We start from the raw sequence: 11,498 nt of genomic DNA, 5'->3' as shown, positions 1-11,498 counted from the left end.
AGCATTGACGGTAATGCTTCATCTGGGAAAGGAATGTTAGGATTATTATATTCATCTTCATCAGGATCATAATCATCCTCAACTTCACTTTTAATAATCATTGATAAAAAGGCATCAAACGAATTTGCAACAAACTTCAGATTAGTATTTTGTTCTAGATAACCATTTTTTACAGACATGTCAAAATAGAGATCATTAACTTCATGATCCCAATAATAGACTTCACCATTTGGGCTTAAGCAAAGCAAATCGCCGTAATTAAGTGTTGCTACGGCAAAATAATCCTCAGGTATCCTATTTAAATAGCCATCGTTGGTAGCCAATAAATCTTCTCTATCTTTCTTTGAAAAACCCAAAATGACCTCTAAGGGCAATGACTCGCCCTCACAATCAATACAGTAGTCAATATTGGCTTCATTATCAAAAACAACAACATTATATTTTTTCAAAAAATCAATATAAGAATTGTTTGAATCTATTTTTAACTTTAACTTTGAAATGCGTTTATCAATGTTTTTGGGAACATTATATTTTGATTTAAACATTCTAACTCCTAAATATTACCATGTATAAGAACGGATGCACTGCCAGTGTGAGGAAAACTGTTATGCAAATCTGCATCCAGAATAATCATATAATCTTTATCAACATGATGCCAAACCTTTTCAGGAAGGGCCTTGTCACCAGAATAGCCAATTTGTTTATTTGCTATCCTATTATCATGTTTTCGATTGCCATTAAACTTGTTTGATTTTGCATATTGTTCCTTATATGGACTAAAATCTGGAATGCCGTCTTTACTATATGTTGCTTAAGCCGTCCTACAGGAAGCGAGTATTGTTGTAGGGGACGCTGTCTAGCCGATATTTTTCCATACGCTGGCTTAAGGCATCGTAGATGTAGTCGTAACGCTAACTGTCGCTAACAATTATTTGGTCTTACAATAAGCCTACTGTGATATATTTTCCCGCCTCTATTTATCATAATAAATGTACTGTTCCATTGTTAGTTTATGTGCCAGTTGACTCGTTTTACCCCATTTATAGTCTGCCTTTTGCTCTAGATCGTATAGCTATAGCACAAAATATTGCTAATATATAATGCTTATTTATATTTACTAAATTTTTCTATCCAGCCTTTTTTTTGTGAACAGTTCACCAGATAAACTATCACTGATATCAAGAATGTTTTTTTCATTTTTACCATTTTGAGATATTAATAATTTTATATTTTCTTCATTTTGTTCTAGCATATTTAATGTATTGTAAATAACACTATCAATAGCAGTCAAAACAACTTTTTTTAAAATTTCAATCTGGTTTTTGTCAAATGTTTTTAATTCATTATTTAATTTAACCGTATTTTCAGATTTCATTTTACCTTGAACCATTGCTTCAAATTCAAAAATGGCTTGATCTCTAACACTACAAATGATCTTTTGACCAAAAATATCAAGTAATTCTTTATCTAACATATTAATATTCTCCAGTTTAATTCCAAGGGATATTTCATGGGGAAGTGACACCTTGAGAGCTTACATTCCATAAAGATTGGGCAACAAGATTTTTTGCTTGTTGATGAGTAACTTCACCTGCTTTCAAAGCACTTACATCAATTCTCGTGTGCTCTGCCAAGGTATTTGGTTGACCACTATTAAAAAGTTCTTCTATTGACCGTCTGAGGTCTAACAGGTTGGAGGGATCATCATATTGCAGGGTTTCTCAGTATCTTTGGTTACTGTAGCTTTCAATTCTGCCGGTGCGATCATAGTGGTAATCGATTTGCCCGTGTTTACTTTGTTTTTGCTTAATAGACGGTCGAGGTTGCCGTATTGGTTTCTGTGTTCGATGAGGATGTCGGGTAGGTGAAATTCTGATTACGCCGTATCTGTTTATGTTGCAGGCACTGTAATGATTATATTCTTAAAGTAGTTTGCTAGATTAATTCAATTAAAAAGCCTGAGTGGTAAGACTCAGACTTTTGTTGCAGATTATTGCAAAGCTTACCAACTATCTGCATGTTGATATTAAAACTTAAGTACGCCTATATATTATGAAGTATTTAATATTTACCGTCAGCATTCATTAAAGAATCTTGATAAATTTAATGTTCGAATTAATTTTCTTAACCATTGAAGCATTAAACCAGAGGATTTTTTTACTTTTGGGCTGTACTATTTTTGGAAATCGTGACAGCTAACATGATATTTTATTTAAACATCTTTACTTGAAGAGAAAGGATGTAAACATGCTTTAAATAATTCTAATATCAATTTTTCATCTGCTTTGTTTAGCGTTTCATCCTGATCTTTTTGTATTTTTTTACGGATAAATTGCTCATTAGTCACATTTTCTTGTTTATAAAAATATTTAGATTCTGCTTTAAAATCATCAATTTCCAATAATTTATCAAAGATATTGTTAATTAGTGGGCTACCTGCATATAATAGCGATTCTGCTTCTTCACATGAAAATTTAATGTACATAATCAGTTTTTTCAATGCGTTGATTTCGCTTTGTTTTAAAACTAAACATTTTTCTGTAGTATTACTCATGTTAATAACAACCTCTAGCTTTTAGTTGATTTTGCATCATGTTAAGTCTTTTATCATAGTTTAGGCTATTAAATCTTTCATAAGGGTTTTTATCTATATGAATTATTTGAGAGCGTTCTAATTTAATTTTACCTGTATGATAATATTCTAATTCTGATGACTTTTTTATATTAGCCATGTAAACCTTAGCTTTTACATGCTTTTCTATTATACCAGTATTTTGAATTCCTTCTAATCTTGCTAGATTGGTATAATATATAAATACATTTTCACCGCTTATTCCTAAAGGATCAATCCAATTCAACCCATTAGGCACATACCGAGATTGTAGGGATTGCTTGCGTTGTCTCGCTGAAGTTTTTCGATACGCCAGCCAAGGCGTCGTAGGCATAGCCGTAACGCTGGCTGCGGTTTAGTGGTTTTATACATACTCCGCTTAGGCGATGTGCGGCATCGTTGTAGTAGCGTTGGATGCTGATGGCGGTTTGTTTTTTTGCTTACCCACAGGGCATCTGTAAAGCAATTTACACCAAAATATCAGAGAATAAATTAACAGCGTAATACGCTACGTCATCAAAAAAGTATAAAGTCTTCTCGGCTGATGATTTGGTAAAGAAAGTAATTTATTTAGCAATATAAATTAGTATGAAGAAGATAAACAGATATTGACTTGCAACTGGAAAGCATAATGAACCGCTTTATGACAGAATTTGGTGACAGAATTAACGGTTATCTGTAAAAGAGAAATACACAAAAAATTAAGATGTGGCCTATAATATGCAAATTAATACTCATGGTATTTGTTGTAAAATAGCTCTTTTAGTTGCCGGTGAGAAATATTTTGGCCAAATAGTATATTTGTCATATATTGCCCCTATAAAACTAGCCTCATTTATTCTGATTGCATTTACATTTGCACCTTTTAAATTACTTCCGTTGAAATTTGCATTAAATAAATCAGCTCCTGATAAATTAACTCCTTGCAAATTAGCATTTAGTAAAAAAGCTCCATTTAACTTACAGTTAGGCATATCAGCATTTAATAATGATGAATTCATTAAATTTGAATTCATTAATAATGAATTTGTAAAATCAGTATTATCTAAAATACAACCTGAAAAATTTGCACTACGTAAATTAGCATATTTAAAATTTGCATTACGCAAAGAATACCCTGCAAATATAGCGGTATGTAATATCGAACTACTGAAATCGAATCCCTCAAATGTTGTTACATCAAATTCTTGCGTGCAACCAGATTCAAAATGAATTTTAATCATTAATAATTTCCCTAGCCAAAAAGATCAATTTTTTGTGTCAGACATAGGTTTAATCTTTGGAATATTACTTGGCGCAAGTGTTCCTTGAGTTTTAGGTGGTAATACGCCTACAATTTTTTCAGCCACATAACGTTGAACTGCTGGAAGAAAAATGATTCCTTGTGTTGTCTGCATAGCATCCTCCTTTTAAAGCTTTTTTAACCACACTAGGGGTAACTTAGAAGACTTTGGTAATTGGACATTTAGCTACCCCCCCACAGATCGACCAAGTTAACCCATTAAGCGCATACTGATACAGATTAAAGCCGCCAGCTAAACCTATCGGATCAGGCTGGGTAAAGCGACCTATATCCAGATTATAGTACCTGAAAGTATTGTAATGTAAGCCAGTTTCTCTGTCTAAATATTGTCCCGTATTTGAATTCGGTGTTCAAGCATCCCTGACCCTGAGTGCGTGATACTTCGTGGTGTAGCTTGTCGCGTTCGATGTCGCTGATGATGTGGCCATCGATACTTATCTGGTGCAGGTGGCTGGAGACGTAATACAGGCTGTTGATGGAGCGTCCATCCGTCAGGGTGGTGGCGATGCGGTTGCCTAGTGGGGCGTAAGTAACTCTAGTTTTAAACCTATTTAGAAGAATTTATTATTCGCATCGTGATCAGCCGCATCACCACCTGTACCAGTAATTGATGTCATATTATCAACAGCCCAAAATCATCAATTAGGACTAGTAGCTATCTATATAGCCCTACTTCTACTTTCCATCTATCAAATTATCAAACGCTAAAGTAAGATAATGAACGGGCTGGATGTAAGTCTGTATTATGACGATAAAATTAAAGGTTATAGACAAATTTTTGCTATTTAATTTACGTTTGAACTAGCTCATAAAATTCTAAAAATGAATGATCAAAATCAAGTGATAATATTTTATTTTTAAGTTTTTCTGAAATAATGATATTAAATGCCCCATCCCATTCATTTAAACAAAATGCATCTAAATGTTTAGGAATTTTATTTTCGTGGATAGCTGGTTTTAGAAAAAAACGCTCACGTTTTGATTCCCATTCTTTTGGAACATAGCCTGATGGCCATAAGTCTATTTCAGATAAATCCCAGTTAACACAATCAACACATTCAAAAGGGTACATTATTAAATATGTTTTTTCTGGCTTCTCACTATCAGAAATAAGAATTAATTTAACACCATTACCTGATATATTGTTTATTTTATTAATTTTACTATCAAAAAGGAGATATTTAGCTCCAATTGTACTTATTGGTGAGAAATACCCATCCCTTAATTTTTTTTAAAAAAGCTTTTTGTTTGTAGGTATTTTTATTAAAGACAAAAAATCAACGGGAATTACATTACCTCCATCATCAATCAACCCATCACGTGGAATAATACATCCTCGCCACTTTTTGCTGTTAACATTTGGATTCAGTTTAAAGTATTTCATTTATTAATCACTCTTAGTTAATATTTTATTTAACCATGAATTGGGGGGACACAGCTTCTTTACCAAGTTCTGCTAAAGCTTCTTTAAATGCTTCTGGACTTTTATCACTAGCTTGTTTTAAACGTTTATATATTTCTTGATGCATTTCTTCTGGGTATAGACCTTTATGTCCTAGAACATCTATTTTATTTAGTGGATCATTAAAAACATCCTTTCGCCAATTTCCATTCTTAAACTTACCCAGCCCATTCTTTTTAAATAGGCCTCTAAATAGATCAGACCAATAAGAGTGTTTGTTTGTGGCAAGATGATGGGTCGGCGCATAAGCAGAAAGTCCCCACGGATCAATCCAAGTCAACCCATTTAGGCGCATACTGATACAGATTAAAGTCACCAATCAGCCCGATTGGCTCAGGCTAGGTAAAGCGTCCTATATCAAGATCATAATACCTGAAGGTATTGTAATGTAAGTCGGTTTTTCTGTCTAAATATTGTCCATGATATCTGAGGTTTTGCTCTATTGAGTGATGTTCGATTTCATGAATCCGTTTACCCCAGAACTGATAGCTGCATTCCCACAGTATTTTACCGTTTTCGTCGGTCAACTCTTCCGGACACCCATTCAGATCAGTGTGGAAGTACATGACTTTTTCAGGATCATTACCTCTTTTGTCTATGCGTGCCAGTGGTTCGTAGCTGTTCTGGTCGGTATAGATATACAGGCTGCTGTGCTGATTCGGGCTGGTTTCCTGAATCATTCTTAACCCGTCCCACAGGAAGCGGGTACGGTTGCAGGGTTTGCCTGCGTTGTCTAGCTGATGTTTTTCGATACGCCGGTCAAGGGCGTTGTAGATGTAGCCGTAACGCTAACTGCGGTCTGATTGTTCGATGCGTACTTTGTTCAGGCGGTGTTCGACGTCGTAGTGGTAGTACAGGGTAGAGCCGATGGTTTGTTTGCTCTGGGTTCGACCGTACTCATCGTAGCGGTAGCTCTGGTCTCTGAATTTAAGTAGCTAGTTACAGCGGATCAGGTTGTGGTTGCTGTATTCTTCTCTGTGTTTGCTTGCCCAGATATTTTTTGCTAGTACACTTCTAATTAATTCAAGTTTGACTGGCTCTTATTCGTTAAAAGCATCTACCCTTGAGCCATTGCTAGATCCATAATACTTTCTGTTTTATCTAAGTCATACTCCTAAATAAATACAAAATAATTCCTCACATTGGATTTTTTAAAATATAATTAATCAATCATAAATAGAATTGTTGATAACAATATAATTCAATTAATAAACAGCTTTGAATTGACAGCTTTTTAGAACAGTAAACAAAATTTTAATTTTATATAGCGGATTAGAATATTTAAATTTAAAAAGTAATTGATATATCTAATGCTTAGCTATTATTTTGCTTTTTCCAGATATTTAATCGTATTTACGATAGAATTCTAGTAATTATTACAATGGATATTTGTCCCAATTATTATCAAACTTATCATATACCTCTTTTTTATCAATACGCCACTCATGTTTTTTGTAATGCAAGGTATAACGAAATTGACTTTTTGTACGATTTTGTTGTTGCGTGTAAATAACTACTTTATTCCCTTTGAGTTCTTCTATTTTTAATATTTCTTCATCTGGTGAGTACTCTGGTGGGTTTCCACAAGATAATGCTGCTTGTCGATCATATTTTCGTTCTTTTTTGTACAGAATTTATCAAATATAAAATTCAAATCTTTAGTCATTTGTAAATAAGCTTCTTCTGAAGAATCACTTTTTAATTTTGGATAGCAACGTATTTCCCAATGATTCATCGCAATAATGAATTCTTTTAATATGTTTTTCGCAATTTCAATATTCATTTAGTTTACCTAATTTTTAAAAATATTATTTAATACATTCTTCCCACTTTTGGAAAACTGAGTATTCTATTTGGGGGGCTTGTGCCTTCTTTGCCATAAATAAAATTCCATTTAATATCCACAGCTCCATATTCTTGAATATACTGTTTAATTGTTTTTTCAAAAGCTCGATATTGACCACGATTTATTCCTTTTAACTGAGAGAAAACATTATCTATGCCTCCTGAACCGCCTAATATTTTCGCTAAAATATATCCCGCATCATCATCTGCGTTACCTAACCTTCGAGCAAATGCGCTTGGAAAAAGGTTAGTTGCTGTGCCTGATCCTATATCAGCTCTTGAAACTGTCGCTTTTGCTGAAAGAGGTTGCCCCTGTGCTCCTCGTTTACCTTTTACTTCACAAATCCATCTCCACGGATCAATCCAAGTTAACCCATTAGGCGCATACTGATACAGATTAAACCCACCTAGCAATCCTATCGGGTCTAGCTGGGTAAAACGACCAATATCCGGATCATAGTACCCGAAAGTATTGTAATATAAGCTGGTTTCCCTGTATAAATATTGTTTTCAATACCAACAGGGATGCGGTTAACCTTACGGTTATTATTTATAAACCATATAAATCATTTATATCATCTTCACACACTAATTTAGAAATAAATTCATTAAAACTATTGCATAGAAAAAGAGTACTCTTATCTTGATTATCCGTTAAAGATAAATTATCAGACCATGTGTCAAGAGTATAGTAGTATATTTTCCCATTATTAATATCGATGCAGAAATAATTACCACCCGCATCAATCGCAAAAGGTAAAAAAGTTTCCGGTAATAACTTTCTACTCCATAAATTTTCTGCTTTGGAAGGCATTAAATAGTTCTTGTCATTATTAAACTTTTTATAGTATTTAACGGGTATTAGTTCATGAATTGCAACCCATTCAAATTCACTTTCAGGATCCAGACAAGCATTATTCTCTGGCATTCCTCCATTGTGTTGTAACAGGAATTGTCTTAGTTGAACAGGAATTTTTATCTTTAAAAGTTTTTCAACCTCATTTAGGTCAGTGGTATTAATTGCTTGTTGAGAATTGTAGAATTTGTTGCTTGTTCTTGGTTTAATATCTTCATCTTCAATGGTTTCTACTTTGTCTTGATCTTCATCACAAATTAAAGCATTTAAGAAATTTTCCAATGAATCAGATAAATAGATACTATTTTTTTTAAAATTTTGCTCTGTATTTAGGGTGTCATCCCATTCTAATCTGAGATATTGATATATCGCACCAGTATTAATATTCATACACAAAAAACCATTACTTAAATCGCGAGCAAAAGGTAACAGCTCCTTAGGTAACTTTTTATTATTCCAATGTTTGAAAGCAATACCTTCCATGATAAAATCTGGGTCATTCCTAAATGCTTTATTATATTTTATAGGAATAAAATTAAAAACTTTAAGTTTGTATGGAGGAACAGTTGTTTTCCAAATATCTTTATATACCATTCCTCCATTACAATTAAGATAAAACTGTCTTAAAGAATCTGGAATTGTGATACCTAACCTCTTTTCACAAGCATTTAAATCTTTATCAGTCAGCTTTTTTTCGCAGTCATAAAAGTTATCTATATTAATCATATTAATTCCCAAATTATATTGCGTCTTTAATTAACAAAATTTACTTATTAGCTCTTTTAGTCTCTTCGGTACTCTACCTGTTAACCACCCTTGTGTATATGAATAGTCTACTGCTTGTGGTGAGCCATATTTAGTGCCCGAATGTGCACCAAATTGAGAAACTGAACCTTTATGACGAATTGCTTCATGAGTTTCCGTTTTAATTAATTGCATAGTAGTTTTACCAGTTTTCGGATCAAAATCGTCAACATGATGCCAAGTATATCCTACGGCATCTTTCTTTTTGATTCCAGCCGCTTTAAATGCAGCAGCAAAATCTCTAGACCTAGTCCCTTGCATTGTGATTTGAACAATATTTTTTTGACCTTCTTTTACAGGGCATAATCTGGAGAATCTGTAAAATCTATTCCTTGTAATGCTAGCCTCCATGGATCAACCCAAGTTAACCCATTAGGCGCATACTGATACAGATTAAACCCACCTAGCAATCCTATCGGATCTGGCTAGGTAAAGTGGCCTATATCCGGATCATAATACCTGAAAGTATTGTAATGCAAGCTGGTTTCTCTACCTAAATACTATCCCTGATATCTGAGGTTTTGCTCTATGGGTTCGTGTTCGATTTCATGAATCCGTTTCCCCCATAACTGAAAGCTGCATTCCCAGACGATGTCACTGTTTGCAGTGGTAAACTCTTCTGGTGCACCGTTCAGATCAGTGTGGAAGTACATGACTTTTTCAGGGTCATTACCTCTTTTATCTATTCGTGCCAGTGGTTCGTAGCTGTTCTGGTCGGTATAGATATACAGGCTGCGGTCTGTTTGTTCGATGCGTACTTCGCTCAGGCGGTGCTCGGCGTCGTAGTGGTAGTGCTGGATAGCACCGATGGTCTGTTTGGTCTGGGTTCGGCCGTGCTCGTCGTAGCGGTAGCGGTGTTCTCTGAAATGCAGCAGCTGGTTACAGCGGATGACATTCTGATTGCTGGGGTCTAATTCTATTGGCCGTCTGTGGTCTAACAGGTTGGCGGCGGCATCGTATTGCAGGGTTTCCCAGTATCTCTGGTTGCGGCAGCCTTCGATTCTGCCGGTGCGATCATAGTAGTAATCGGTCTGTCCGTGTTTGCTGTGTTTTTTGCTTACCAGCCGGTCGAGGTTGTCGTACTGGTAGCTGTGTTCGATGAGGATATCGGGCAGAATCGGATTCTGATTGCGCCATATCTGTTTGTGTTGCAGGCGGCTGTTACGGTCGTATTTGAACTGGGTGTTCAGCCGTCCCTGAGTGCGTAATACTTCGCGGTGCAACTTGCCGCGTTCGATGTCGCTGATGATGTTGCCATCGCCATCGCCATCGATATTTATCTGGTGCAGGTGGCCGGAACCGTAATACAGGCTGTTGATGGTGCGCCCATCCGGCAGGGTGGTGGCGATGCGGTTGCCCAGTGGGTCGTACTGGTGGCTGAGGGTACCCTGTGCGGTGGTTTCGCTCAGCAGGTTACTCAGCAGATCGTAGCTGAAGGCGATGAGGTCGGGTTCTGCTTCTGCGGGCAGGCCGGCTTTTTTGTAGCCGACTTTGATAAGGTTGTCGGCTTTGTCGTACTGGTAGGCGGTGGTGCCGTCGGTGGTGTATTTGCCGATCAGGCGGCCGATGGCATCGCGTTTGAAACGGTGGATGATTTCGGCACTGCTGCCGGCAGCAAAGTGTATATTGCTGACGTTGTCGAGTAGTTCATAATCTAAATTTTATTTGCGTTCTTCCGAGAAATGTTTGCTCTTTTAATCAGCCTTACCAAATAAAGACTACAATATTTTTAATTTTTCGGTTAACTCTTTTATACATGTGTCTGCCAATTTTTTGTATTCTATAGCAATTTTTCCTGAATACTTCTCATCAACTATTTTTTCAAACTCTTGAAATGTGCCAAAAAAGTCATTCATTTGAATAGCGAATCCATTATTAACCCAACAAGCAAAAATAGTTTGTGAGTTATCTTCGCAGTTTTTGCAATAAGCTATATTTTGTATTTTATCTATATCTAAATATAAACCGGTGCCAACAGATAAATTGTCAGGTAATTCTCGAATACTTGTTGATTCTATATTTAATTTACCTCCAATCGATAAATTTTCAGGTAACGCTTCTATTTCAGTAAACCCTAAATATAAACTACCTCCAATAAAAAATTTTTAGGTAATACTTTGATTTTTGTCATTGTTAAATTTAGATCACCTTTAACAAATAGGCTTTCTGGTAGTGCTGTTATTTCTGTATTCGCTAAATTTAGACTGCCACTAATAGAAAAATTTTTAGGTAATGCTTTGATTTCCGTATTTGTTAAATATAAATAACCTCCAATAAATACCTTTTCAGGTATAGTTTTGATTTCTGTATTTCTTAAATCTAAATCACCACTAACAGAAAAATTTTTAGGTAGTGCTTCAATTTTTGTATGAGTTAAAATCAAATCACCGTTAATAGATAAGTTCTCAGGTAATGCTTTAATTCCTCTGTTTCTTAAATTTAAATTACCATCAATAGTGATTTTATTGTCTTGAATGAGATACTTTATACCTTTTTTATTTAGTAATTCTAAAAGTTTCTTCATAATCTCTCTTTAGCAATAAAAACTGCTTTAAATAGGCTGCATTAATGCGATTGACAACGGTAAATCTTACTATTACAGATTTATGATTAATAC

Annotated in this window: 17 protein-coding genes and 3 pseudogenes; 1 reads left to right on the top strand and 19 read right to left on the bottom strand. The window is 35.1% G+C overall.

Translation table 11 applies throughout. From position 1 onward, the window contains the following. From A9G42_RS04795 to A9G42_RS14080, 17 genes and pseudogenes are all read right to left on the bottom strand, one after another. The coding region (locus tag A9G42_RS04795; protein WP_143426098.1) for an SMI1/KNR4 family protein at positions 1 to 545 on the bottom strand (545 nt) is incomplete at its 3' end. A gap of 572 nt (positions 546 to 1,117) precedes the next feature. Then, positions 1,118 to 1,474, bottom strand: a complete 357-nt coding sequence (locus tag A9G42_RS04790) for a hypothetical protein (RefSeq protein ID WP_082211906.1) — start codon at positions 1,472 to 1,474, stop codon at positions 1,118 to 1,120. Positions 1,475 to 1,508: 34 nt separating this feature from the next. Next, on the bottom strand, positions 1,509 to 1,634 hold the full coding sequence (locus tag A9G42_RS14275; protein WP_255307202.1) for a hypothetical protein: 126 nt from the start codon (positions 1,632 to 1,634) through the stop codon (positions 1,509 to 1,511). Positions 1,635 to 2,212: 578 nt separating this feature from the next. Beyond that, a complete protein-coding gene (locus tag A9G42_RS04785; protein WP_065652783.1) occupies positions 2,213 to 2,554 on the bottom strand; it encodes a hypothetical protein in 342 nt (113 codons plus the stop codon). A gap of 1 nt (position 2,555) precedes the next feature. Then, positions 2,556 to 2,858, bottom strand: coding sequence for a hypothetical protein (locus A9G42_RS04780; RefSeq protein ID WP_141672057.1), 303 nt, complete (start codon positions 2,856 to 2,858; stop codon positions 2,556 to 2,558). Between the two features lie 487 nt (positions 2,859 to 3,345). Next, positions 3,346 to 3,834 (bottom strand): pentapeptide repeat-containing protein, encoded by a 489-nt coding sequence (locus tag A9G42_RS13245; protein ID WP_082211903.1) that lies wholly within the window; start codon positions 3,832 to 3,834, stop codon positions 3,346 to 3,348. A gap of 24 nt (positions 3,835 to 3,858) precedes the next feature. After that, positions 3,859 to 4,008: a hypothetical protein gene (locus A9G42_RS13825; RefSeq protein ID WP_176700881.1), complete on the bottom strand. Its 150-nt coding sequence runs from the start codon at positions 4,006 to 4,008 to the stop codon at positions 3,859 to 3,861. 64 nt (positions 4,009 to 4,072) lie between these two features. Further along, positions 4,073 to 4,246: pseudogene (locus A9G42_RS13240) on the bottom strand (RHS repeat-associated core domain-containing protein); the annotation flags it as partial. A 458-nt stretch (positions 4,247 to 4,704) separates the two neighbouring features. Then, positions 4,705 to 4,986 carry a hypothetical protein gene (locus tag A9G42_RS04770; RefSeq protein ID WP_065652780.1) on the bottom strand — a complete coding sequence of 94 codons (282 nt, stop codon included), beginning with the start codon at positions 4,984 to 4,986 and terminating at the stop codon, positions 4,705 to 4,707. Positions 4,987 to 5,145: 159 nt separating this feature from the next. Next, positions 5,146 to 5,298, bottom strand: a complete 153-nt coding sequence (locus A9G42_RS13820) for a hypothetical protein (RefSeq protein ID WP_179854600.1) — start codon at positions 5,296 to 5,298, stop codon at positions 5,146 to 5,148. A 25-nt stretch (positions 5,299 to 5,323) separates the two neighbouring features. After that, complete coding sequence (locus A9G42_RS04765; protein WP_141672048.1) at positions 5,324 to 5,692, bottom strand: hypothetical protein; 369 nt, start codon at positions 5,690 to 5,692, stop codon at positions 5,324 to 5,326. Positions 5,693 to 5,714: 22 nt separating this feature from the next. Further along, a complete protein-coding gene (locus A9G42_RS04760; protein ID WP_065652779.1) occupies positions 5,715 to 6,056 on the bottom strand; it encodes an RHS repeat domain-containing protein in 342 nt (113 codons plus the stop codon). Between the two features lie 696 nt (positions 6,057 to 6,752). Beyond that, positions 6,753 to 7,111: pseudogene (locus A9G42_RS14690) on the bottom strand (NTF2 fold immunity protein). Positions 7,112 to 7,188: 77 nt separating this feature from the next. Then, positions 7,189 to 7,728: pseudogene (locus tag A9G42_RS14685) on the bottom strand (RHS repeat-associated core domain-containing protein); the annotation flags it as partial. Positions 7,729 to 7,771: 43 nt separating this feature from the next. After that, positions 7,772 to 8,803: an SMI1/KNR4 family protein gene (locus A9G42_RS04745; protein WP_065588628.1), complete on the bottom strand. Its 1,032-nt coding sequence runs from the start codon at positions 8,801 to 8,803 to the stop codon at positions 7,772 to 7,774. A gap of 30 nt (positions 8,804 to 8,833) precedes the next feature. Then, the gene (locus tag A9G42_RS14085; RefSeq protein WP_218057783.1) at positions 8,834 to 9,142 is read right to left on the bottom strand and encodes an HNH endonuclease signature motif containing protein; all 309 of its coding nucleotides are present in this window, start codon (positions 9,140 to 9,142) and stop codon (positions 8,834 to 8,836) included. A 239-nt stretch (positions 9,143 to 9,381) separates the two neighbouring features. Further along, a complete protein-coding gene (locus A9G42_RS14080; protein ID WP_218837766.1) occupies positions 9,382 to 10,104 on the bottom strand; it encodes an RHS repeat domain-containing protein in 723 nt (240 codons plus the stop codon). Between A9G42_RS14080 and A9G42_RS14265 the strand changes: the two genes are divergently transcribed. Further along, on the top strand, positions 10,099 to 10,527 hold the full coding sequence (locus tag A9G42_RS14265) for a hypothetical protein (RefSeq protein WP_065652777.1): 429 nt from the start codon (positions 10,099 to 10,101) through the stop codon (positions 10,525 to 10,527). The two genes, A9G42_RS14080 and A9G42_RS14265, sit on opposite strands and share 6 nt — an antisense overlap. A 72-nt stretch (positions 10,528 to 10,599) precedes the next feature. Here A9G42_RS14265 and A9G42_RS13815 read toward each other — a convergent pair whose 3' ends face one another. Further along, positions 10,600 to 10,737 carry a hypothetical protein gene (locus A9G42_RS13815; protein ID WP_179854599.1) on the bottom strand — a complete coding sequence of 46 codons (138 nt, stop codon included), beginning with the start codon at positions 10,735 to 10,737 and terminating at the stop codon, positions 10,600 to 10,602. A 218-nt stretch (positions 10,738 to 10,955) separates the two neighbouring features. After that, complete coding sequence (locus tag A9G42_RS04720; RefSeq protein ID WP_065652776.1) at positions 10,956 to 11,405, bottom strand: hypothetical protein; 450 nt, start codon at positions 11,403 to 11,405, stop codon at positions 10,956 to 10,958. Positions 11,406 to 11,498 lie beyond the last annotated feature (93 nt).

Origin of the sequence: Gilliamella sp. Nev6-6, from assembly GCF_001690605.1 — a bacterium.
In the GTDB taxonomy this organism is placed as follows: Bacteria; Pseudomonadota; Gammaproteobacteria; order Enterobacterales; family Orbaceae; genus Gilliamella; species Gilliamella apicola_C.
This window is presented reverse-complemented; position numbering and strand designations above follow the sequence as displayed.

Bases quoted from the DNA above. Each gene is read 5' to 3' on its own strand.
- A9G42_RS13245 (WP_082211903.1), bottom strand. From the start codon at position 3,834: ATGATTAAAATTCATTTTGAATCTGGTTGCACGCAAGAATTTGATGTA.
- A9G42_RS14085 (WP_218057783.1), bottom strand. From the start codon at position 9,142: ATGCAAGGGACTAGGTCTAGAGATTTTGCTGCTGCATTTAAAGCGGCT.
- A9G42_RS13820 (WP_179854600.1), bottom strand. From the start codon at position 5,298: ATGAAATACTTTAAACTGAATCCAAATGTTAACAGCAAAAAGTGGCGA.
- A9G42_RS04720 (WP_065652776.1), bottom strand. From the start codon at position 11,405: ATGAAGAAACTTTTAGAATTACTAAATAAAAAAGGTATAAAGTATCTC.
- A9G42_RS04770 (WP_065652780.1), bottom strand. From the start codon at position 4,986: ATGTACCCTTTTGAATGTGTTGATTGTGTTAACTGGGATTTATCTGAA.
- A9G42_RS04745 (WP_065588628.1), bottom strand. From the start codon at position 8,803: ATGATTAATATAGATAACTTTTATGACTGCGAAAAAAAGCTGACTGAT.
- A9G42_RS13825 (WP_176700881.1), bottom strand. From the start codon at position 4,008: ATGCAGACAACACAAGGAATCATTTTTCTTCCAGCAGTTCAACGTTAT.
- A9G42_RS04790 (WP_082211906.1), bottom strand. From the start codon at position 1,474: ATGTTAGATAAAGAATTACTTGATATTTTTGGTCAAAAGATCATTTGT.
- A9G42_RS04785 (WP_065652783.1), bottom strand. From the start codon at position 2,554: ATGAGTAATACTACAGAAAAATGTTTAGTTTTAAAACAAAGCGAAATC.
- A9G42_RS04760 (WP_065652779.1), bottom strand. From the start codon at position 6,056: ATGATTCAGGAAACCAGCCCGAATCAGCACAGCAGCCTGTATATCTAT.
- A9G42_RS13815 (WP_179854599.1), bottom strand. From the start codon at position 10,737: ATGAATGACTTTTTTGGCACATTTCAAGAGTTTGAAAAAATAGTTGAT.